This is a genomic window from Caulobacter endophyticus (genome assembly GCF_029543245.1).
Taxonomy (GTDB): domain Bacteria; phylum Pseudomonadota; class Alphaproteobacteria; order Caulobacterales; family Caulobacteraceae; genus Caulobacter; species Caulobacter endophyticus_A.
Genome location: NZ_JARQWV010000008.1, coordinates 120,113 through 141,117, shown reverse-complemented (window position 1 = coordinate 141,117; position 21,005 = coordinate 120,113). Strand labels below are relative to the sequence as shown.

The window sequence follows — 21,005 nt, the reverse complement described above, 5'->3', positions numbered from 1 at the left end:
TCAACCGATCAGCCGATCAATTCATAGGCCGGAAGGGTCAGGAACTCCTCCAGCGTGTCGGACAGCACCATGCGGGTGAAGAGATGCGCGGCCTCCTCCAGGCGCGGCGAGCCGAACTCGCGGCGCAGGTCCGCCATTTCCTGGGTGAACAGGCTGACGAACAGCTCCGAGGTCAGCACCCGGCCGTCGTCGAGCTCGGCGCCCAGGCGCACCCACTGCCACAGCTGGGTGCGGCAGATCTCGGCGGTCGCGGCGTCTTCCATCAGGTTGTAGAGCGGGACCGCGCCCCGGCCTTCCAGCCAGGCCTGGGTGTAGCGCACGCCGACGCGGACGGCCTCGCGGGCCCCGGCCTCGGTGCGGGCGCCGTCGTGCAGCTCCAGCATCTGGCTCTGCGTGATCTCCAGCCCCTCCAGCGTCTTGTCGAGCTGGTTGGGCGTGGGCATCAGGCGATCGAAGACCTCCATGGCTACCGGCACGAGATCGGGGTGGGCCACCCAGGTGCCGTCGTGACCGGCGCCGGCCTCGCGCTCCTTGTCGGCGCGGACCTTGGCGAAGGCGGCCTGGTTGGCGGCCTCGTCGCCCTTGACCGGGATCTGGGCGGCCATGCCGCCCATGGCGAAGGCGCCGCGGCGGTGGCAGGTCTGGACCAGCTTCAGCGAATAGGCGCCGAGGAAGGCCTTGCCCATCACCATGGCCGAACGGTCCGGAGTCAGGAATTCGGGGCGGCGGCCCAGGCGCTTGATGAACGAGAAGATGTAGTCCCAGCGGCCGCAGTTGAGACCCACGATGTGGTCCTTCAGCTCGAACAGGATCTCGTCCATCTCGAAGGCGGCCGGGATGGTCTCGATCAGCACCGTAGCCTTGAATGTGCCCACGGGCAGGCCCAGGGCCTCCTGGGCGCGGACGAAGACCTCGTTCCAGAGGCGCGCCTCAAGGTGGCTCTCAAGCTTGGGCAGGTAGAAATAAGGGCCCGAGCCCTTCTCGATCGCCGCCTTGGCGTTGTGGAAGACATAGAGGCCGAAGTCGAACAGAGCGCCGGCGACAGGCGCGCCGTCGACTTCGAGGTGGCGTTCGGGAAGATGCCAGCCGCGCGGGCGGACCTTCAGGACGGCCGGGTTGGCTCCCAGCGCATAGCTCTTTCCGGACTTCGGATCGACGTGGTCCAAGACGCCGTTCCAGCGGTCCTTCAGGTTGACCTGGCCTTCGACGACATTGGCCCAGGTGGGGGCCGTGGCGTCCTCGAAGTCGGCCATGAACACCTTCGCCCCGCAGTTCAGAGCGTTGATGATCATCTTGCGATCGACCGGCCCGGTGATCTCGACGCGACGATCGGTCAGGTCGGCGGGGATCGGGGCGACGCGCCAGTCGGCGGCGCGGACATGCGAGGTCTCGGCCAGGAAATCGGGCAGCTCGCCGGCGTCGAAGCGGGCCTGGCGCGCCTGGCGGGCGGCCAGCAGCTCGCGGCGACGGCCGTCGAAGCGGCGGTGCAGGTCGGCCACGAAGGCCACGGCCTCAGGCGTGAGGATCTCTACCGCACGACCCTCGATCGGGCCGAGGATCTGGGCGTTGGCGGCGATGTCGAGAGGCATGGCGTGTTCCGTGGTGTTGGGACGCGGACTTGGGAGAGGGTTTATCGGATGCGCTCAGCGCACCCAAGTCGAAGCCGGAGCCCAGGGACCGCCGCGTAGCGCCGGCCACCGCGAAGAGGCCTCGACGCCGCGCGGCGGCCCTGGGTCCCGGATGAGCGGCGAGCGCTCTCCGGGATGACGATTGCAGTGTGGCGGGCGAGAGGAGGAAGCAGGCGCCTCCCCTCGCCCGCGGGCGCCCGAGCGTCTTTAAGCGCTCTTGGGGGCGTCGTTGGCGCGAATGGTCGGAACGATCTGGTCGCCCCAGTTGCCCGAGCCGTCATGGTGGCGCGAGGTGCGCACCAGCTCCACCGAGTAGCCGGCCTCGATGGCGCGGCGGACGGCTTCGTTGAGGCGGTGCGAGGCCTCGGCCAGACGGTCCACGGCGCGATCCTGGGCCGACGAGTCCGGCATCGCGGCCGGAGCGAATTGCGTGACGTTGGTCATGGCGTTCTCTCCTGTAGGTTTTCGCCAAGGGGTGATGGGTGGGTTTTCGGACGCCGGGCTATTCGGCGGCGAACTGGTTCATCGTGTTGGCGTGGCCGCCGGCCTTCAGGGCCCGCTCGCCGCCCACCATTTCCTTGAAGGTGTCGCCGAGGTCGGAGCCGACCTCGTGCTGGTGCTTGACGGCCGAGACCCCGCGACGGATCTCCTCGCGCTGCACCGAGTTGACGTAGGCCTGCATCCGCTGGTCGCCGAAGTAGCCGCGCGACAGCTCGTCGACGCTCTTGGCGGTCAGGTGGAAGGTCGGCAGGGTGATCAGGTTGTGGAACACCCCGGCGCGGGCCGAGATATCGACCTGGAAGCGGGCCAGGCGATCATCGGCTTCACGGCCCAGATCAGTGGCGTCGTACTCGGCCGACATCAGGACGTTGCCGTCGGGATAGGAGTCCTCGTGGATCTTGCCCTCGGCGATCCACTGGGCGCGGACCTGCTTGCGCAGGTTCAGGGTCCAGTTGAACGACGGCGAGTTGTTGTAGGTCAGCTTGGCGTTCGGCACGGCCTTGCGGACCTCGGCCACCATCGAGGCGATCTCGTCGACGTTCGGCGTGTCGGTCTCGATCCAGAGCAGATCGGCGCCGCCTTGCGTCAGGTTGGCGATGCAGTCCTCGATGACCCGGGCGCGGCCCGTGCCGTCCTGGAAGGCGAACAGGCCGTTGGCCATGCGCACCGGCTTGACGAAGGCGCCGTCCTTCATGATCGCCATCTCGCCGTCGCGCAGCGGGTTCTCGGGCGTGATGGCCTCGGTCTTCAGCCACTTGATGTATTCGGCGGCCAGATCGCCCGCGCCCTGGCTGACCGGAACCTTCTGGGTCAGGCCCGCGCCCAGGCTGTCGGTGCGGGCGACGATGACGCCCTCGTCGACACCCAGTTCCTCGAAGGCCAGGCGACAGGCGCGCAGCTTCTCGATGAAGTCCTCGCGCGGCACGGTGACCTTGCCGTCCTGGTGGCCGCACTGCTTGGCGTCGCTGACCTGGTTCTCGATCTGCAGGCAGCAGGCGCCGGCCTTGATCATCTCCTTGGCCAGCAGGTAGGTGGCGTGCTCGTTGCCGAAGCCCGCGTCGATGTCGGCGATGATCGGAACGACGTGGGTCTCGAAGGTGTCGATGGCCTTGATCGCGGCCTGCTCGGCGACCTGGTCGCCGGCGTCGCGGGCGGTCTTCAAGGCCTTGAACAGATCGTTGATCGCCACTTCATCGGCCTGGCGCAGCGAGACGTAGATCTCTTCGATCAGGTCGACGACCGAGGTCTTCTCGTGCATCGACTGATCCGGCAGGTGGCCGAAGCGGTTGCGAAGACCCGCGACCATCCAGCCCGACAGGTAGACGTAGGCGCCCTTGGTGGTGCCGCGCAGGCGCTTGACCGACTTGATCATCTGCTGGGCGTGGAAGCCCGACCAGCAGCCCAACGACTGGGTGAACTTGCTGCTGTCGGCGTCATAGGCGGCCATGTCGGCGCGCATGACCACGGCCATCTCGCGAGCGATGTCCAGGTGGGTGTTGAAGGTGTTCTGCAGCTTCAGCTGGATGATGTCGTCGATGGCGACGCCGCCGGGCGTCACGCCTTGCGGATAGCGGGCGGTAAGGTCCTGGCGGTGCTCGGCGTAGGTCTTGCGCATGGTCGTCATTCTTCCCCATCGGGGCCCGCTTGTTGGGAGGCGGGCTGTAAGCTGTGACAGGGAGCTAACGCCGATGCGGCAAGGCGGTCGAACCTATTGAAGACGATTTGTCACAAATCGACTTTGTGTATTTTGTAAAGTCGTGACAACGTGACAGACATGGTCACGACCGACAAAAAGCTGTTCCTGGGCGGGCGCCTGAAGCGCCTACGCCGCGACCTGGGCGTCACCCAGAGCCGCATGGCCGACGAGCTGGGCGTGTCGCCCAGCTACCTGAACCTGCTAGAGCGCAACCAGCGGCCGGTGACCGCCCAGATGCTGCTGCGGCTGGCCGAGGCCTATGACCTGGATCTGCGCACCCTGTCGGCCGACGATCCCGGCGGCGGCGCGGGGCTGGAGGAGGTGCTGGCCGACAAGATGTTCACCGATCTTGGCATCGGCCGGCACGAGGTGGCGGAAGTGGCCGAGTTGTCGCCTGGCCTGGCCGAGGCCATGGCCCGCCTCTACCGCGCCTATCTGGATCGCGGCCGGATGATCGACATGGGCGCCTTCGAGCGCCCGGACGGCCTGCCCTCCTCGTCGTCGCAGTCGCCAACCGACTGGGTGCGCGACCTGGTGGGCTCGCAGCGCAATCACTTCGCCGAACTGGAGACGGCGGCCGAGGCCATCGTCGCGCAACTCGACGCCGACCTGCAGGACCTGGGTCCAGCCGTGCGCGAACGCCTGGTCGCCCGGCACGGCATCCAGATGCGGGTGATGCCGGCCGAGGTCATGGCCGGCTCGCTGCGACGCTACGACCACCACCGCAAGCGGCTGATGGTGTCGGAGACCCTGGCCCCGGCCAGCCGCATCTTCGCGATGTGCTACCAGTTGGGCCTGATGGAGGCGCCCGAGGCGCTGACCCGCCTGGCCGATCGTTTCGCAGCACCCGATCGGGCCACTCGGCAACTGCTGAAGGTGTTCCTCGACAACTACCTCGCCGCGGCGATCATGATGCCCTACGAGCCGTTCCACGCGGCCATGGAAGCCAGCGGCTACGACATCGAGCGGGTGCGGCCGCGCTTCGGCGTCAGCTACGAGCAGGCCGCCCAGCGCCTGACGACGCTGAGCCGTCCCGGCGCGCGGGGGATCCCGTTCTTCATGATGCGGCTGGACGCGGCGGGGAACATCTCCAAGCGCTTCGCCGCCGGCCCCTTCCCGTTCTCGCGCTTCGGCGGGGCGTGCCCGCGCTGGAACGTCCACGACAGCTTCAAGACCCCCGGCCGTATCGTCACCCAGGTGATCGAGACCCCCGACGGCGAGCGCTACTTCACTCTGTCGCGCACCGTGCGTCGGACCTCGGGCCTGCAGGCGGGCCTGGAGGACGAACTGGTCATCGGCCTGGGCTGCGAACTGAAGTTCGCCAGCAAGCTGGCCGCCTCGCGAGGGCTGGACATCGCCTCGCCGCTGGCGGTGGAGATCGGGCCCTCGTGCCGGATCTGCGAGCGGCCGGCCTGCCCACAGCGCGCCGCCGCCCCGATCAACCGCACCCTGCTGGTGGAAGAGGCCAGCAAGTCGGTGACCCCCTTCCCATTCGCGCGCTGAAGCCTCAGACGCGCCAGCCGGCCAGGACGGCGTCGACGCTCATCGCCCCGGCCTCGGCGGCGCTCAACGCCCGTCCACGACGGAAGGCGGCCGCGCCGGGGCCCTTGGAACCGTACTGCGAGAAGCGGGCGTCCTCGGGCTGGAGCATGGTGCGCGGATTGCCGTCCTTGCCGGTGTACCACATCTGCGTCCAGCCTTCCGGAGCCACGTGGTCGTCCATCCAGCAGTCGATGAAGGCGGTCGCCCCGACGAATTTCGGATCGCCGTAGCGCCCGTCCGGGAACTGGCTGGAGGGCCGCCAGGGTCGTCCCAGATAGACCGAATGCCTCGCCGTGCCGGCGGCCTTGGTCAAGCGGCAGTCCTTGAAGACGAAGCCGAAAGGCTGGTCGATCGGCGTGCTGGGCGCGACGACATAGCCGTCGACCGGATCGACCGGCCGTGGCAGCGAGCGGATCTCGCAGTCCCTGAAGAACGCCCTGCCCGCCCCGAAGATGAAGTCGTAGCTGCCGGCGATCAGGCAGCGCTCAAACAGGCTGCGGCCGGCGTCGGGGAACAGGGTGTCCTGGTAGCTGAGGATGTCGACTTGCGTCAGCCGCGCCCGGTCGCTGCCCTTGTCGAGCATCAGGGCTACGGCCTGCGGGCCGCCGCCGTCGTGCGAGTGCAGGCCGCCGGGCTTGGTCATCTCAGCCAGGCCGTCGAAGGCGTTGCGGATGGTCAGGTTGCGAGCGGCGAAATCCGGCGCGCGGACGAACAGGGTCGGCGTGCGGAACGTGCCCCAGCGCTTGCCGTCCGGCGCAGTCAGGCCCGAGGCGGCCAGGTGGGTGATGATCGAGCCAGTGCGGCTCTCGCCCACCAGGTGGATGAACGGCTTGTCGATCACGACCTGCTCGTCGAACGCCCCCTTTGTCACCAGGATGCGGAAGGGCCGCGTCCCGTTGGTCGGCGCAGCGGCCACGGCTGCTGAAAGCTTGTCGTAGGTCGGGGCAGAGAACCGGCGCGGGTCGTCGGGTCGCTTGAGCACGGCGTCGTAGCGCGGCGCGGCCGAGGCGACGCCAGGAAGCAGCAGGAGCCCGGCCGCCACGGCCCGTCGCGAAACCATCGTCATCGAAGCCTCGAAAGAAAAAGAGCGGGCGCCGGCCGGGAGGGACGGCCGACGCCCAACATTCCCCTGGGAGGAGGAAGGTCCGGTCCGGCCTAGAAGGAGTACCTCAGGCCGAAATTGTACTGCCGGCCGGTGTGCGAATAGACGTAGATGCTGTCGCGCACGCTGTCGGTGTACTGCTCGTTGAAGGCGTCGGTCAGGTTCAACCCCTCGAAGGTGACCTTCAGGCGCTTGTTGATCTGGTACGAGGCCGAGGCGTCGACGGTGAAGGTGTCGCGCACCCCGTCGATGTCGTTGGTCGAGGTGCCGCTGGGCACGGCGGTCAGGTACTTGTCGCGATAGGCGCCGGAGACGCGGGCGCTGAACTTGCTGTCCTCGTAATAGAGGGTGGCGTTGAAGGCGTTCTTCGACAGGCCCACCAGATCGTTCTGCACGAAGCCGGTGGCCGAGCGCGACGAGATGTAGTCGATCTTGGAGTCGACGATCGTGACGTTGAAGATCGCGCCCGTATGGCGCAGCGGGCCCGGCAGGAAGCTGAACGGCTGCTGGTAGCTGATCTCGATCCCCTTCAGCGGGCCGCCCTCGGTATTGACCGGCTTGCTGAACAGGAAGGTGTCGTTGGCCGACACGCCGGCCAGACCGTCGAGCAGGCTGGTCGGCAGGCCCGAGGCGGCGAAGGTCTGCGAGATCCGCTGCGTCTGGATGTAGCTGTCGATGTCCTTGTAGAACAGGCCGACCGACAGCAGGGCGTCCTTGGCGAAGTACCATTCGGCCGACAGGTCGTAGGTCGTGGCCCGGATCGGGTCGAGATACGGGTTGCCCGAACTGACGCTGAACACGCCCACGACGCTGAGGCTGCCGCCGGGCGTCAGGCTGCCCAGGTTGGGTCGGGTCATGACCTTGGCCGCGCCGAAGCGCAGCAGAAAGTCGGGCGTCACCTCGGCCGTCAGGTTCAGGGCCGGCAGCACGTCCTCGTAGTCGCGATCGACGGTGGCCTGCTGGGCCGCGCCGGCGACCAACTGGTAGCCGGTCGAGCTCTGCTCGGTCTTGACGTAGCGCACGCCGACATCGCCGCGGATCGGCCAGGCGAAGCGGTCGGAGTTGAAGTCCAGCTGCACATAGGCGGCGGTGTCCTTCTCCTCGACGCTGCGGATGTTGCCGCGGGCGTTGGCGTTGCTGGCGCCCGACAGTTCGAACAGGCCCGTGCCGCTGTAGATGTCGAACAGCTTGGCGAAGGCGTTCAGATCCGGCGCGGCCCAGTTGGTGGGATAGCCCGAGCCGCCGAGGTTCTTGCCAAAACCGCTGACCAGGTTGGTCAGGCTGGCCAGGGTGACGCCGGCCGGCAGGGTCGGCACGACGGACTCGTTGACCCGCGCCAGGGCCCAGGAGTCGAACTCGTACTTCTTGAGGTTCACCCCGGCCTTCAGGCGGAAGGTGTCGTTCAGCTCGTAGTCGCCGTCGAGCTGGGCGGTCTGGATGGTGTTGGTCACACCCTGCGGCCGCAGGCGGATCTCCGAGCGCGCCGCGCCGAAGTTGTAGGCCAGCGGGTCGGTGACATCGAAGCCGAAGTTCATCGCCGGCAGCTTGGCGTTGTTCCGATAGTCGTACGAGAAACCGTCGGCGTTCTCGCGGTTGAGGATCACCGTCGTCTGGATCGGATTGTCGAAGTCCGACTTCGAGAACCCGACTAGGCCCGTCACCTTGAAGCGGTCAGAGAAGCGATGTTCGACCGTGAAGGTGCCTTGGGTGTACTTGGTGTCGAGCTTGTCGAAGCGGGTCTCGCTCTCGACGTCGACGTCGTCGAACAGGCCATAGACCATGTCGCCCTTGGAATTGACCACGCCGTCGCGGACGATGATCTCCGGGCGGCCGCCCTGGGCGGCGTTGCGGGCGAAGGACAGGGCTTCCAGCCAGTTCTCGGTGCGGGTGGCCTTGAAGTCCGAATAGAGGAAATCGGCCGTGACCAGGGTCTTCTCGTCGGGCCGGAACTGCAGCGAGGTGGTGACCCCTAGGCGCTTCTGGTCGTGGGTCAGGCGGCCGTACCGCGGGAAGCGCGGGGTGAAGACGCTGGCCGAACTGGCCTGGGTGAAGGTCGAGGCCGGGCTGAAGCCGCCGACCTCCGTGCCGTTCAACCAGCCGCCGGAGCCGTGCCCCTCTTCCAGCAGGTTGCGTTCGGTGTAGGCCACCGACACGAGGGCTCCGAGCTTGCCGTCGGCCCAGGTGTTGGAGGCCAGCAAGGCAAAGCGCGGATCCCAGCTTTCCGACAGGTCGTTGTAGCCCTGCTGGGCCGAGACCACGAGGGTCGCGCCCTTGTAGTCGAACGGCCGGCCCGTCTGCAGATCGACGGTGGCGCCCAGCGAGCCTTCCTCGGTCGAGGCCGAGGCGGTCTTGCGCACGGTGATGCTGTTGAAGAGTTCCGAGGCGAAGACGTTGAAGTCGAACGAGCGGTTGCGGTTGGCGCCGCCCGAGCTGTCGGTGCCGCTGGCCGTGCTCTGGCCCTCGACGCCGTTGATGCGCACGCGGGTGAATTGCGGCCCCAGGCCCCGGACGGTGATCTGGCGGCCTTCGCCGGCGTCGCGGGCGATCGACACGCCCGGCACGCGCTGGATGGACTCGGCGAGGTTGGCGTCCGGGAAATCGGCGATGTCCTCGGCCTTGATGACGTCGACGACGCCGCTGGTGCGCTTCTTGATGTTCAGGGCGCTGCCCAGGCTGGCGCGGAAGCCGGTGACGACCACCTCCTCGACGGCCGCCGGCTCCTCGATGGTGTCGCCGATCGGTTCGGACTGCTGCGGGATGGCCACCGGCGCGGTCGAGGCCAGCTGCACCGAGCCCTTCTGGCCGAGCACCGCGGTGCGGCCGTCGTTGGAGACGATGGTCAGGTTGGCGCCGTCGAGCAGGCGCGAAAGGCCCTCGGCCACGGTGAAGGTCCCGCGCACGGCGTTGACTCGCTTGCCCTGGACGGCCGCCTGCGGAGCCAAGATCTGGAGGTCGGCCTGCTTGCCGAACTGGGGGATGCCGGTGGCCGCGGCCTGGGCCGGCACGTCGAACTTGCGCGTCTGGGCCTGGGCCTGGCTGCTGGCCAGCACCGCGGCGGCGCCCGCCGCCAGCATCAGGGCCGATTTCCCGTAGACGTCTCGCGGATAACCCATTCCGCGCCCTCCCTATTGTTTGTTTCGCACGGCGCTTCTGGGAGCGCCTGTCTTGAGCGATGGGCGGGAAACCGGTTTCCGTCAGAGCTCGGCGATATTTTTCGAAGACCGTCCTCCGTGAACGGTCAAAATCCCTATTCCGCCAAGGGCGCGACCGACTGCACGAGGATGGCGTCGCCGCGCACCGTCACGCGCGCACCGAAGCTGGCTGCGGCGGCGCGAGCGAAGCTTTCGGGCTCGTTGGTGCGGAACCAGCCGACCAGCTTCTGCTCGGCCAGGGCCGGGTCGGCGATGACGATCTTGCGGGCGTTGTAGCGGTTGAACTCCTCGGCCGCCGCGCCGAAGGCCTCGCCGTCGAGCACGATCTGGCCCTCGCGCCAGGCCAGTTCGCGGGTGATCTCCAGAGAAGCCGGGATCGGCCGCGCCGCCCCGGCGCTGTCCGAAGCGAAGACCCGCTCGCCAGCCGTTACCCGGCGAGGCCCCTCGCCCGCGCCTTCGGACCAGACCTCGACCACGCCCTCGGTGACCAGCACCTCGCAGCCGCCGTCACGGCGACGCACCGAGAAGGCCGTGCCGACCGCCCTCACCCGTACCGGACCGCTCTCCACTACGAACGGCCGCTCGGCGTCCTTGGCGACCTGGAACCATGCCTCGCCCCGGTCGAGCCGCACCTCGCGCTTACGCGGCTTCATGGCCACTTCCAGCGCGGTGTCGGTGTTGATCGCGGCCAGCGAACCGTCGGCCAGAGGCACGCGACGGATCTCGCCCACGGCGGTGCCGTAGCGGGCGGCAAGCAGTCGCGGCGTCACGACCACCGCAACGCAGGCGGCAGCCGCCGCGCCGAAGCCGGCCAGCAGCCCTCGGCGGCCGACGTGGAGACGTCGCGGCGCCTCCTCAACCTCGAGCGCACGACCACGATCCAGCAGACCCCAGGCGGCCTGGGCGCGCACGAAGGCGCCCTGGCGGCGCGTGTCGGCGGCCAGCCAGGCCTCCAGCTCGGCCGGGTCCAGATCCCCGCGATCGGCGCGCACCACCCATCGGGCGGCGGCCGCCTCGATGTCAGCGGCGCTTTCGCGTTCGGTCATGCGTACTCGGCCTCCTCACGGCCGTGACTTCTTCGGTTTCACCCTCGGCGAGGGCGGCGAGGATGGCGCGCAGCCCCCTCACGGATTCGTTCTCGACCACGTTCTCGGTCACGCCCATGCGGCGGGCGATCTCGCGTTGCGGCAGCCCCTCGATCTTGCGCATCTCGAAGATCCGGCGGCAGCGGTCGGGCAATGCGGCGATCAGGCGCGCAACCCGCTCCAGCTCGCGCCGCCCGCCGGCGATGCGCTCGGGCGAAGGCTCATCCAGTTCGACGTTCAGCGCGTCGATTTCCGTCACCGTGTCGATCCGCACCACCCGCGCCCGCCGCAGCTGCTCCAGCGCGACGCTGCGGGCGGCCTGGAACAGGTAGGCGCGCGGCTCGCCGATGTGGTCGACATGGGAAAGGCCCGCCAGGCGGCAGTAGGTCTCCTGCACGATGTCGTCTACGTCGCCGGCCGTGGCGAAGGCCCGCCGCAGCCAGGCGCGCAGGTCGGCTTCGTGGGGCAGGATTTCCCGCCCGATCCAAGCCACGACGCGCGCACGCCCCTCCGACACCGTTTCCGTCCCACCCACTCTGGTCGAGTTGTTCTGGAGGGAGCGATGCACGGGCGCGAAACTTCCGTCAAACCCGGCGCGATTTTCTGCGACGCAGAAACCCGAGTGGTCTTATCGACGCCCCTTCCAAAGCCTGACAATCGTAGGTGGAGGAGACGCCGATGACCGATTCCAGACACGGTTCGCCCACTCGCCGCGCGATCGCCGCCGGGGCCCTCGGACTGATGGCGGCCCAGACCGCGCAGGCAGCCCCGCGGGAAGAACGACTGGTCTACATCGGAACCCAGGCCGACAAGAACGGCCAGGGCGTCTTCGCCGCCCGGCTGAACACCAGGACCGGCGGCCTCAAGGCGATCGGCGTCGTCGCGCCCCTGCAACGACCGACCTGGCTCGTCGCCCACTCCGACCGCCCGCTTGTCTATGCGCTGAGCGAAACCGGTTACGGCCCCGGCGAACAGGGCCAGGTCCACGCCCTGAAGGCCGATCCCGCGACCGGCGCCCTGACCGTGCTCTCGACGGTCGCCTCGGGCGGCGGCGGCCCGGCGCACATGTCGCTGGACGACAAGGCCGGCGGCCTTCTGGTCGCCCACTATGGCACGGGCCACGTCGCCGCCCTGCCCGTCCGCGCCGACGGCGGGCTGGAACCGCCAGCCTCGGTTCAGGCCAATACCGGCTCGGGGCCCTCGCCGCAGCAGCAGGGACCGCACGCCCATGCGGTGATCGTCGATCCGACGGGTCGCCACGCCCTGGTCGCCGACCTCGGGGCCGACCGGATCTTCGTCCATCCCTATGATGCGGCGACGCGGACACTGGGTCCGGCGGGCGAGGCCTCCGTCGTGCTGCCGCCGGGCACGGGCCCTCGCCACATGGCGCTGCACCCGACCGGCCGCTACCTCTATCTGCTGAGCGAGATCACGCCCGAGATGCGCGCCTATCGCTTGCGAGATGGCCGGCCGGAGCTGTTGCAGACCCTGCCGGCGGGTGGCGAGCCTCCGATCAACGGCGCCGAAGTGGCGGTCAGTCACGACGGCCGCTTCGTCTACGCCTCGATCCGCGTCGAGCACGTCATTGTCGTCTACGAGGTCGATGAGGTCATGGGCGAACTGCGGGAAATCCAGCGCATCGCCACGGGCGGCAAGACGCCGTGGAGCTTCGCCCTCGATCCGACCGGCCACTGGCTGCTGGCGGCCAACCAGGGCTCCGGCGCGGTGACGGTCCTTGGACGCAACGACGCTTCGGGTCGCCTGACCGCCACCGGCCAGACGATCGCGGTCGATCGGCCGACCTGCGTCGTCTTCCCCGCCTGGGGCTAGAACAGGCGCTGCTGTAGCCAGAGGATGGCGGGATAGGCCGCCAGCCAGGTCCAGAAGAAGCGGTTGAGGCCGAACAGGCAGGCATTGGCCAGATGGAAGGTCGCCGCGACCACCAGGCCGACCATCAGCGACGGCTGCGAGAGCAGGGTCAGCGGAAAGGCCAGTTCGAACAGCATCACCGCCCACGACATCACGAGCAGCAGGCGCGGCCGGTCAGCCCAGCCGCGCAGGCTCTCGGCGACGGGATAAGCCGAGAAGGCGAACACCTGGCGCAGCGCCGCGCCCCTGCGCCAGTCGGGGTTCACGATCTTCACCCAGCCCGAGATGAAATAGGACAGCATCAGCTGCACGCCGAGATAGCCGAAGGCCAGCTCACGGCCCTGATCGACAGGCAGCACCCTGGCGAGGGCCACGCACCACAGCGCCAGCAGGCCCAGCCGGTCGCTACCGCCGTTGTAGGGGCCCTGGAAGCGCTGGAGGATCAGCAGCGACAGGCCCGCCAGGCCGACCAGCGACCAGGGCGAGGCCACGCCTGCGACCAGCAGGACGCACAGGAGGATACGCGCGCCGAACAGCAGCCGCTCGCGGCGGAAGACCCGCAGGTGCTCCAAACTCTGCTGGATCAGCGCTAGGGCCAGCAGCACCTCGGTCAGGCGAAGGGCGTGGTCGAAGCTCATCGGACGTCGATGTCCACCCGTAGACGCGGCGCGGCCTGGTAAAGCACCTCGCGCTCGCCCGTGGGATCGACGAACAGCAGTCGGAATGACAGCCACGGCGGCGCGTCCGACCGCGTGGCGAGATCAGCGGCGATCCGGCGGAAGATCTCGTCCTCGCTATGTGCGGTCGGCTCCTCGACCAGGCGCTCGGCGCAGCTGACCAGATAGAGACTCTCGTTCCAGCGCGGATTCCAGACCAGCCGCGCCAGCATGGCGGCGGGCGACAGGCGTTGCGGGCGGGGCCGGAACTCGGCCCAAGCGTCCAAGACGGCGTCGCGGGTGTCGGCCAGGGCGTACTCGACGCGCGGCGAAGCGGCGATGACGTCGAAGAAGTTCCAGGACGGAACCAGCGCCGGCGCCAGCAGCGAGAAGGGATTGGCCATGGTCCCTCCTTTCGGGCTGGGGCGAGGCTGGGGTTACGCGGACGCTCGGATCCTGTCGAGGGCCGCCGATTTTGACTTGCGGTCGCCGGTGACGAGCGCATCTAAACGGCACGGGCGATGAGCCTCACGAAAGGTCGAGTTATGAATTTCTCGCGGTTGCGGACCACCAGCAAGGTCACTGGTGAATGGAAGTACGATCAACCGGTCGCCAACAAGAGCGGCCTGCTGCAGGTCGACACCGCGCCCGACCACAAGCTCTATTGGGAAGAATACGGCAATCCGGACGGCGAGCCGGTGATGTTCCTGCACGGCGGCCCCGGCGGCGCCTGCGCCCCGCCGATGGCCCGGTTCTTCGATCCCAAGCGCTATCGCGTGATCCTGTTCGACCAGCGCGGCTGCGGAAAGAGCGAGCCGACGGTCGCCTCGGCCGGCCCGCAGGTGGCTCTGACCAACAACACCACCGACCACCTGGTCGACGACATCAACAAGCTGCGCGACGCGCTGGGCATCACCGGCCGCATGCATGTGTTCGGCGGCAGCTGGGGCAGCACCCTGGCCCTGACCTACGCCATCCGCCACGCCGACAAGGTGGCCTCGCTGATCCTCCGCGGCATCTTCCTGGGCGCGACCGAAGACCTGCTCTACATGTACCAGGGCAACGCGGCGGCCTTCACCAACACCCCCTACGCCCTGACCGAGCCCGGCGCCTACATCGCCTATCCCGACGAGTGGAAGGCCTTCGTCGAGGTGATCAGGCCTGAAGACCGCGGCAACATCATGGGCGCCTACAAGGCGATCTTCGACATGGTCCCGGCCAGTGAGGCCGAACGTCAGCGCCAGCTGGAAGCGGCCGTGGCCTGGTCGGTCTGGGAAGGCACGATCTCGAACATGATCCCCGACAACGCCGACGCCGGTAAGTTCGGCGAGGCCGACTTCGCCCTGTGCTTCGCCCAGATCGAGGCCCACTTCTTCGCCAACGGCCTGTTCCTCGAGCCGGACTACATCGTGAAGAACGTCGGCGCGCTGAAGGGCCTGGACATCCATATCGTCCACGGCCGCTTCGACCAGGTCTGCCCGCTGTCTCAGGCCTCGCGCCTGGTGGCGGCCCTGGACGAGATCGGCGCCCCGCCGGCCAGCTACGTCAAGACCGACGCCGGCCACAGCGCCATGGAGGGCCAGACCGTGCTGGCGCTCACGGCGATCATGGACGGGTTGCCGAAGATCGGCGGCTGACAGCGGAAGCGAAAACCTCGCCCTTCGACAAGCTCAGGGTGAGGTTTTCTACTGAACCGCCGCATCAATGGCCCTCATCCTGAGCTTGTCGAAGGACGAGGGCCAAGCACTCACGCCGCCCGCCGGCTCGTTTCCCCGCACACCCGGCGATACCGCTCCAGCAGCCGCTCCAGGGTCGCCTGCTTCACCGGTCGACCGTCGCGCAGCTTGACCCAGGTGGTCTCGCTGATGCCGAAGGTCTCCTGCAGGCAGGCCTTGGTGGCCGCCGGCAGAGCCCTGCGCAGGGCCTGGAAGGTGTCGCGGTCGATCACCGCGTCGGCGAGGCGGACAGCCATGTCACTGGCCCGCCGGCTTGGGGGTGGTGGCCTTCACCAGATCCAACCGCGCCTTCAGCGGATCAGGCCCCGCCTTCACCCCTTCGTTGGTGAAGTCGATGATCGCATCGCCGGCCGCGTCGTACTTCGGCCAGGCCGGGAGGCCGGCCGGTTCCGGCGCCCCCTTGGTCGCAAACGCGATCCAGTAGGCGTGGGCGGCCTTGGCGGCGGCCGCATCGGCCGGGGTCAGGGCCGCGCCGTAGCGAGCGTCGACGGTGTCGAACACGAACGGGATCTCGGTGGCGTGCGGGGCGCTCCACCATTCCTTGCGCTGGCTTTCGGCCACGTAGGAGAAGCGGAACGACCACACCGGGGCGTCCTGCGCCGACAGGGTGCGGGCGACTTCCCGCGCCGGCTCGATGAACATCCGGTCGCCGGCGGCCTTCCAGCCATAGACCTTGATGTCGCCGTCGCCGGTCGGGTCGTAGAGCTTTTCAGCCTCGACCCGCCGCTCGCCGAACGGCGCGAAGACCTGGTCGCGCGTGCCGCCGAAGAAGAAGCCGTCGGCGCCGGTGGCCCCGACCATCACCGGCATCTTGGTCCACTCGCCGGCGGCGAAAGCGTCGAGCACCGGCTTGGTGACGATCTTGCCATCATACATCGGCCCGCCGTTCCAGGTGGGAACGCCGGAGGTGGCCATGTTCAGGCCGTCGACCACCGCCTCGGCCGGCAGGGCGCGCAGGGCGGCCAGAGCCTCAGGACCCTCCCCGGTCACGCCGGCCTTGGCGGCGAAGGCGACGCCGACGCTCTCGGCCGAGCGCTCGCCCGGGCCAGCCTTGATCGGCAGCGACGGCAGAAGGCGCGGCCGGCCGCCGCCCGACTGGATGATGGCCTTGTGGAACAGGCCCTTGGCCAGGGGCGTGGTCAGCAGGGCGTTGACCGACATGCCGCCGGCCGACTCCCCAAAGATCGTCACGTTGCCCGGGTCGCCGCCGAAGGCCTCGATATTGGCCTGCACCCATTCCAGGGCCGCGATCTGGTCCATGAAGGCGTAGTTGCCCAGCATGCCCCCATCGGCGTTTTCGGCCGACAGCGCCGGGTGGGCGAAGAAGCCGAAGCGTCCGACCCGGTAGTTGAAGCTGACCAGCACGACGCCGTCGCGAGCGAAGCGGTCGCCCGAATAGACCGAGGGCGATGAGCCGCCGTTGACGAAACCGCCGCCGTAGATCCAGACCATGACCGGCTTTCTGGCCTTGGTCTTGATGGCGTCCTTGGGCGTCCAGACGTTCACATAGAGGCAGTCCTCGGCCGGCTTGACGCCCAGCGGCGCGGCGTCGCCCGGGAACGGGTTCTGCGCGCAGTCGGGACCGTATTCGGCGGCCGAGCGGACGGCGGTCCAGGCTTTGGGCGCCTGGGGCGCGCGCCAGCGCAGCGGGCCGACGGGCGGAGCGGCGAAAGGCACGCCCTTGAACGCCGCCACCGTCCCGCTCTCGACGCCCTCGACCGGGCCGGCGGTGGTCTTGACCACCGGACCGGCGGCCAGGGCCGGCAGGCCCATGGCCAGCGAGAGGGCGAGGCCCGAAACCAGAGATCTCATCGCCACGCCCCTCCTTACGGCTTCAGCGTCCGGGCCTTGACCTTGGTCCCGCCCTTCAGGGTCAGGTCCGCAGCCGAGGCGCCGACCGCCACCTGATAGTCGCCGCCCGTGACGACCCAGCGACGGCCCTTGGCGTCGAAGCTGGCCAGGAGGCGCGGATCGGCGGTCAGGGTCACGCGGCGGGTCTCGCCCGGCTTCAGCGACACCTTGTCGAAGCCGATCAGGCGCTGCAACGGCTTGCCGGCCGCGCCGGTCAGATAGACCTGCGGGGCGTCCTTGCCCTCGACCTTGCCGGTGTTGGCGACGTCGAAGCTGACCGTGACGCTCTGGCCGCCCTCGACCTTCAGGTTCGAATAGGCGAACGAGGTGTAGGACAGGCCGTAGCCGAACGGGAACAGGGGCTTGTCGCCTGTGGCGGCGAAGCGGCGGTAACCGACGTCGGCGCCCTCGGTGTAGTTGACGTCGAACTTGGTCTTCTCCGGCACGCCGCGACCGGGCAGAGCCTCACGCGGATACTGGCTGAGCGAGGCCGGGAAGGTCACCGGCAGGCGGCCCGACGGGTTGACCGCGCCGAACAGCACGTCGGCGATGGCCTCGCCACCCTTGGCGCCGCCGTACCAGGCCTCGACCACCGCGCCGGCCTCGTTCAGCCAGGGCATCGAGACCGGGCCGCCGGTTTGCAGCACGACGATGGCGTTGGGGTTGGCGGCGACCACGGCGGCGATCAGTTCGTCCTGGCCATTGGGCAGGGAGAGGTCGAAGGCGTCCTCACCCTCGCCCATCCACTGGTTGCCCATCACCACCACCACGTCGGCGGCTTTAGCCGCAGCGACGGCCGAGGCGATGTAGCGGCCGTCGTCGAAGGTGACCTTGGCGTCCGGCGCGGCCTTGCGGATGGCGGCCAGCGGCGAGGAGCCGTTGAAGTACTGGCTGCGGAAGGCGCCCATCATGCCCTCGCCGCCCAGCGGGACGACGCGCTTGGCGCCGCCAGGAGGCACCACCTGCGAGGAGCCGCCGCCCGACAGCACGCCGGCGTCGGCGTGACCGCCGATCACGGCGATAGTCTTGGCGGTCTTGGCCAGCGGCAGCAGGCCTTCGTGGTTCTTCAGCAGCACGATGCCTTCCGAGGCCGCCGCGCGCGAGATCTCGGCGTTGGCGTCATAGTCAATGGCGCCGCCCGGGGTGACCGGCTTGTCGAACAGGCCGGCGGCGAACATCGAGCGCAGGATGCGGCGCGTGGCGTCCGACAGGCGTGCTGCCGGGATCTCGCCCTTCTCGACGGCGGCCTTCAGCGGCTCGCCGAACCAGATCTTGGCGTCCAGTTGCTCGCCCGACTGCTGGTCCAGGCCCTTGACGATGTAGTCGGTGGCGTGGACCGCGCCCCAGTCCGACATCACCCAGCCCTTATAGCCCCAGTCGCCCTTCAGCACGTCGTTCAGCAGGTGCGGGTTGCCGCAGCTGTAGTCGCCGTTGACGAGATTGTAGGCGCACATCACCGAGCCCGGCTGGCTCTTCTCGATGGCGATCTGGAAGGCCAGCAGGTCGCTTTCGCGATGAGCCGCCTCGTCGATCACCGAGTTGGCGAAGTGGCGGCTGGTCTCCTGGCCGTTCAGCGAGAAGTGCTTGATCGTCGAGACGATGCCCTGGGCCTGGATACCGTTGATCTGGGCGGCGACCAGGTTGCCGGCCAGCCAGGGGTCTTCGCCCAGATATTCGAAGTTGCGGCCGTTGCGCGGGTCGCGGGCCAGGTTCACGCCGCCGGCCAGCTGGACGTTGAAGCCCTTGGCGCGGGCTTCGCGGCCGACCACCGCGCCGCCCTCATAGGCCAGCTTGGTGTTGAAGGTCGCCGCCAGCGACAGGCCCGAAGCCAGGGCCGTGGCGCCGTCACCTGGCCGCACGCCCAGCGGATTGGTGACGCCGAGGCTGGCGTCGCTCTCTTCCAGGGCCGGCACGCCCAGGCGCGGGATGCCGGGAATGTAGCCGGCCGAACCGATGGCGCCGTCGGGCTTCTTGATGCCGAAGATCGGCATCGACATCGGGCCGTGGACCAGGCCGATGCGCTCGTCGAGGGTCATCTCCTTCTCGAGCAGGGCCGCGCGCTCGTCGGGCGAGAGCTTGGTGTTCATCCACGGCTGCTGGGCGTGAGCCGCGCCGGCGGCCAGGGAAAGGGCCGCAATGCTGGCGGCGGTCGTCATGCGGATCATGGTGGCGGTCCCCCTAGTAGGTCAGGCCGTAGTGGATCGGGTAGAGCGGCTTTTCGCTGTCGTGCGGGGCGTCTTCGGCCTGGGCTTCGACCGCGGCCATCGACGAGGGCAGCTCGAACGGCAGCTTGCCCCGCGCCTTGGCCTTTCCGGTCAACGCATCAAGCAAGGCTTCGTCGCTGGAGCCGAAGTCGCCTACCAGGGCGGCGGCCTTGTCGCGGACATTGGTCAGGATCGCCGGCCGGTCGAGATAGACGCTGACGATGGTCGGGACCTTGGCCGAGGCGGCCTTGATGGCCTCGTAGTCGGCCGCGCCGTCCTTGAACGACAGGTCGCCCTCGTGCTGGCGCACCCCGAAGGTGTAGTTCGGATGCAGGGTCTCGAACGGGGTCTCGACGCGGATGATTGCAAGGTCCGCCTGGGCCAGATCCGTCACCGGCGTCAGGCCGTAGGCCTTGGCGACATCGGGCGAAACGCCCTTGAGCCAGACCTTGCGGCCGGCGGCCTTCAGCGGCAGCAGGCCGTTCTTGTTCTCCAGCAGCGTCAGGGCCGCGCTCTGGGCCGCCCTGCCCTCGGCGACGAAGGCCTTGGCGCCGGCGATGGCGTCGGCGGCCTTGGGGTCGACATAGGGGTTCTCGAACAGACCCTGCTCGAACTTCACCAGCAGAATGCGCTTCACCGACTCGTCGATGCGGGCCTCCGTGATCTTGCCCGCCTTGACGGCCTGCACGAGCTCAGCCGTGTCCTCGACGCCGCCGAACTGATCGAGCCCCGCGTTCACGCCCTTGGCGTAGCGGTCGACCTTGGCGATGTCCTCGACGCCCCAGGCGGTGGAGAAGCCCTCGAAGCTGGGCGTCACGCCGGCCGGGAAACCGTTGCGGCAGGTCTCGCCGCAGTCGTTGGTGATGGCCCAGTCCGACAGCACGATGCCCTTGAAACCGTGCTTGTTCCGCAGAAGGTCGGTCAGCAACTGCTTGGAGAAGCCGGCGGCCACGGGCTCCAGCGGCTTTCCGTCCAGAGCCACGTCCTGGAGGATGGCGTAGGTCGGCATCACGCCCACGACGCCAGCCGCAAAGGCCTCGTCGAACGGCTTCACGTGCAGGTCGAATTGTCCTTTGGGGAAAACGGCATAGCGGCCGTAGCTGTTGTGGCCGTCGAAGCCCTTGGCCGAGGCGCCATAGCCGACCCAGTGCTTGACTACGGCCGAGACGCCCCCGGTCGCAAGGCCCGTGTCGCCGCCCTGGAAACCCTGGACATAGGCCTTGGTCATCTTGCCGACGAGATCGACGTCCTCGCCGAAGGTCCCGTTGGTGCGCGACCAGCGTGGCTCGGTCGACAGGTCGGCCATCGGCGACAGCGCCTGGTGGATGCCGACGGCGCGGTACTCCTGGCGGGCGATGTCGCCAAAGCGCTTCACCAGCGCCGTATCGCCGATGGCGGCCAGACCCGGGGCCTCCGGCCATTGCGAGAAGCCGCCCGGCGCGACGCTGGCGCCGGCCGTGAACTGGAAATGGTGGCGCGGATCGGTGCTGATCGTCGCCGGCACGCCCAGGCGGCCCTTCTCGGCGATCGCCTGGATGGCGTTGTTCTGCTGGGCCAGGAAACTGGGCGCGCCGGCTAGGCGGGTGATGAAGGTGGTGACGTGGCGGCCCACGACCAGGGGCGTGGCCTTGGCCATGTCGTAGCCCGAGCCGATGCCGGCCACGCCCATTGGGCCGGTCGCCGGCAGGGTGCCGTGCATCATCTGGCCGGCCTTCTCGTCCAGCGTCATCCGACCGGTCAGGTCGGCGGCGCGGACCTCGGCCGACAGGCGCCAATCCTCGTAGGGCGACAGCTTTCCGTCGCGATCGAGGTCGCGGAACTTCAGCCCGTCGACAGTGATCGTCTTGCCGTCGCGCACGCCCAGCTCGGGCTGCTTGGGCGCGGCGTGGACGCCGCCGCCGAGCACGGTCGCGGAGGCAGCCAGGAGCAGAAGGCGTCGTGTGAGGATCATCGGCTAAACTCGCTTGGCTACACGAAAAACAA

General features: G+C 68.6%; 16 protein-coding genes. 3 read left to right on the top strand and 13 right to left on the bottom strand.

Annotated features, from left to right (window positions below):
* Positions 1 to 8: 8 nt before the first annotated feature.
* The 3 genes from aceB to P7A99_RS09805 form a co-directional block, all read right to left on the bottom strand.
* Positions 9 to 1,589, bottom strand: coding sequence for a malate synthase A (aceB, locus tag P7A99_RS09815; protein WP_277793703.1), 1,581 nt, complete (start codon positions 1,587 to 1,589; stop codon positions 9 to 11).
* A gap of 246 nt (positions 1,590 to 1,835) precedes the next feature.
* Entirely contained in the window at positions 1,836 to 2,072 is a 237-nt protein-coding gene (locus tag P7A99_RS09810) for a hypothetical protein (protein ID WP_431307656.1), read from the bottom strand.
* Between the two features lie 58 nt (positions 2,073 to 2,130).
* Entirely contained in the window at positions 2,131 to 3,753 is a 1,623-nt protein-coding gene (locus P7A99_RS09805) for an isocitrate lyase (RefSeq protein WP_277793702.1), read from the bottom strand.
* Between the two features lie 150 nt (positions 3,754 to 3,903).
* On the opposite strand from P7A99_RS09805, the gene P7A99_RS09800 reads away from it, so the two are divergent.
* On the top strand, positions 3,904 to 5,328 hold the full coding sequence (locus P7A99_RS09800) for a helix-turn-helix domain-containing protein (protein WP_277793701.1): 1,425 nt from the start codon (positions 3,904 to 3,906) through the stop codon (positions 5,326 to 5,328).
* 4 nt (positions 5,329 to 5,332) lie between these two features.
* Here P7A99_RS09800 and P7A99_RS09795 read toward each other — a convergent pair whose 3' ends face one another.
* The 4 genes from P7A99_RS09795 to P7A99_RS09780 all read right to left on the bottom strand — a co-directional run bounded on the left by P7A99_RS09795 (position 5,333) and on the right by P7A99_RS09780 (position 11,274).
* Complete coding sequence (locus P7A99_RS09795) at positions 5,333 to 6,433, bottom strand: pectinesterase family protein (RefSeq protein WP_277793700.1); 1,101 nt, start codon at positions 6,431 to 6,433, stop codon at positions 5,333 to 5,335.
* Positions 6,434 to 6,522: 89 nt separating this feature from the next.
* The gene (locus P7A99_RS09790) at positions 6,523 to 9,582 is read right to left on the bottom strand and encodes a TonB-dependent receptor (protein WP_277793699.1); all 3,060 of its coding nucleotides are present in this window, start codon (positions 9,580 to 9,582) and stop codon (positions 6,523 to 6,525) included.
* Between the two features lie 134 nt (positions 9,583 to 9,716).
* Entirely contained in the window at positions 9,717 to 10,667 is a 951-nt protein-coding gene (locus P7A99_RS09785; protein ID WP_277793698.1) for a FecR family protein, read from the bottom strand.
* On the bottom strand, positions 10,642 to 11,274 hold the full coding sequence (locus P7A99_RS09780; RefSeq protein WP_431307655.1) for an RNA polymerase sigma factor: 633 nt from the start codon (positions 11,272 to 11,274) through the stop codon (positions 10,642 to 10,644). The genes P7A99_RS09785 and P7A99_RS09780 overlap by 26 nt, the downstream gene beginning before the upstream one ends.
* A gap of 110 nt (positions 11,275 to 11,384) precedes the next feature.
* Between P7A99_RS09780 and P7A99_RS09775 the strand changes: the two genes are divergently transcribed.
* Positions 11,385 to 12,536, top strand: coding sequence for a lactonase family protein (locus P7A99_RS09775; RefSeq protein WP_277793697.1), 1,152 nt, complete (start codon positions 11,385 to 11,387; stop codon positions 12,534 to 12,536).
* On the opposite strand, the gene P7A99_RS09770 is transcribed toward P7A99_RS09775, so the two are convergent.
* Both P7A99_RS09770 and P7A99_RS09765 read right to left on the bottom strand, forming a co-directional pair.
* On the bottom strand, positions 12,533 to 13,213 hold the full coding sequence (locus tag P7A99_RS09770; RefSeq protein ID WP_277793696.1) for an HTTM domain-containing protein: 681 nt from the start codon (positions 13,211 to 13,213) through the stop codon (positions 12,533 to 12,535). The two genes, P7A99_RS09775 and P7A99_RS09770, sit on opposite strands and share 4 nt — an antisense overlap.
* Positions 13,210 to 13,635, bottom strand: coding sequence for a hypothetical protein (locus P7A99_RS09765; protein WP_277793695.1), 426 nt, complete (start codon positions 13,633 to 13,635; stop codon positions 13,210 to 13,212). The genes P7A99_RS09770 and P7A99_RS09765 overlap by 4 nt, the downstream gene beginning before the upstream one ends.
* A 141-nt stretch (positions 13,636 to 13,776) precedes the next feature.
* Here P7A99_RS09765 and pip point away from each other — a divergent pair, with 141 nt between their 5' ends.
* Positions 13,777 to 14,868 (top strand): prolyl aminopeptidase, encoded by a 1,092-nt coding sequence (gene pip / locus P7A99_RS09760; protein ID WP_277793694.1) that lies wholly within the window; start codon positions 13,777 to 13,779, stop codon positions 14,866 to 14,868.
* A gap of 110 nt (positions 14,869 to 14,978) precedes the next feature.
* Here the strand turns inward: pip and P7A99_RS09755 are convergent, their stop codons facing one another.
* Genes P7A99_RS09755 through P7A99_RS09740 form a run of 4 tightly spaced genes read right to left on the bottom strand, consistent with a single transcriptional unit; the run spans position 14,979 to position 20,973 of the window.
* Complete coding sequence (locus P7A99_RS09755) at positions 14,979 to 15,203, bottom strand: hypothetical protein (RefSeq protein WP_277793693.1); 225 nt, start codon at positions 15,201 to 15,203, stop codon at positions 14,979 to 14,981.
* A gap of 1 nt (position 15,204) precedes the next feature.
* On the bottom strand, positions 15,205 to 16,779 hold the full coding sequence (locus P7A99_RS09750) for a carboxylesterase/lipase family protein (RefSeq protein ID WP_277793692.1): 1,575 nt from the start codon (positions 16,777 to 16,779) through the stop codon (positions 15,205 to 15,207).
* Positions 16,780 to 16,793: 14 nt separating this feature from the next.
* Positions 16,794 to 18,983, bottom strand: coding sequence for a beta-glucosidase family protein (locus P7A99_RS09745; RefSeq protein WP_277793691.1), 2,190 nt, complete (start codon positions 18,981 to 18,983; stop codon positions 16,794 to 16,796).
* Positions 18,984 to 18,996: 13 nt separating this feature from the next.
* Entirely contained in the window at positions 18,997 to 20,973 is a 1,977-nt protein-coding gene (locus tag P7A99_RS09740) for a glycoside hydrolase family 3 protein (protein ID WP_277793690.1), read from the bottom strand.
* Positions 20,974 to 21,005 lie beyond the last annotated feature (32 nt).

What these genes read in the sequence shown, in the direction of transcription:
- P7A99_RS09800 (WP_277793701.1), top strand. Translation starts at nt 3,904, where the DNA reads ATGGTCACGACCGACAAAAAGCTGTTCCTGGGCGGGCGCCTGAAGCGC.
- P7A99_RS09765 (WP_277793695.1), bottom strand. Translation starts at nt 13,635, where the DNA reads ATGGCCAATCCCTTCTCGCTGCTGGCGCCGGCGCTGGTTCCGTCCTGG.
- P7A99_RS09770 (WP_277793696.1), bottom strand. Translation starts at nt 13,213, where the DNA reads ATGAGCTTCGACCACGCCCTTCGCCTGACCGAGGTGCTGCTGGCCCTA.
- pip (WP_277793694.1), top strand. Translation starts at nt 13,777, where the DNA reads ATGAATTTCTCGCGGTTGCGGACCACCAGCAAGGTCACTGGTGAATGG.
- P7A99_RS09785 (WP_277793698.1), bottom strand. Translation starts at nt 10,667, where the DNA reads ATGACCGAACGCGAAAGCGCCGCTGACATCGAGGCGGCCGCCGCCCGA.
- P7A99_RS09750 (WP_277793692.1), bottom strand. Translation starts at nt 16,779, where the DNA reads ATGAGATCTCTGGTTTCGGGCCTCGCCCTCTCGCTGGCCATGGGCCTG.
- P7A99_RS09790 (WP_277793699.1), bottom strand. Translation starts at nt 9,582, where the DNA reads ATGGGTTATCCGCGAGACGTCTACGGGAAATCGGCCCTGATGCTGGCG.
- P7A99_RS09810 (WP_431307656.1), bottom strand. Translation starts at nt 2,072, where the DNA reads ATGACCAACGTCACGCAATTCGCTCCGGCCGCGATGCCGGACTCGTCG.
- P7A99_RS09775 (WP_277793697.1), top strand. Translation starts at nt 11,385, where the DNA reads ATGACCGATTCCAGACACGGTTCGCCCACTCGCCGCGCGATCGCCGCC.
- P7A99_RS09805 (WP_277793702.1), bottom strand. Translation starts at nt 3,753, where the DNA reads ATGACGACCATGCGCAAGACCTACGCCGAGCACCGCCAGGACCTTACC.
- P7A99_RS09740 (WP_277793690.1), bottom strand. Translation starts at nt 20,973, where the DNA reads ATGATCCTCACACGACGCCTTCTGCTCCTGGCTGCCTCCGCGACCGTG.
- aceB (WP_277793703.1), bottom strand. Translation starts at nt 1,589, where the DNA reads ATGCCTCTCGACATCGCCGCCAACGCCCAGATCCTCGGCCCGATCGAG.
- P7A99_RS09795 (WP_277793700.1), bottom strand. Translation starts at nt 6,433, where the DNA reads ATGACGATGGTTTCGCGACGGGCCGTGGCGGCCGGGCTCCTGCTGCTT.
- P7A99_RS09745 (WP_277793691.1), bottom strand. Translation starts at nt 18,983, where the DNA reads ATGATCCGCATGACGACCGCCGCCAGCATTGCGGCCCTTTCCCTGGCC.
- P7A99_RS09755 (WP_277793693.1), bottom strand. Translation starts at nt 15,203, where the DNA reads ATGGCTGTCCGCCTCGCCGACGCGGTGATCGACCGCGACACCTTCCAG.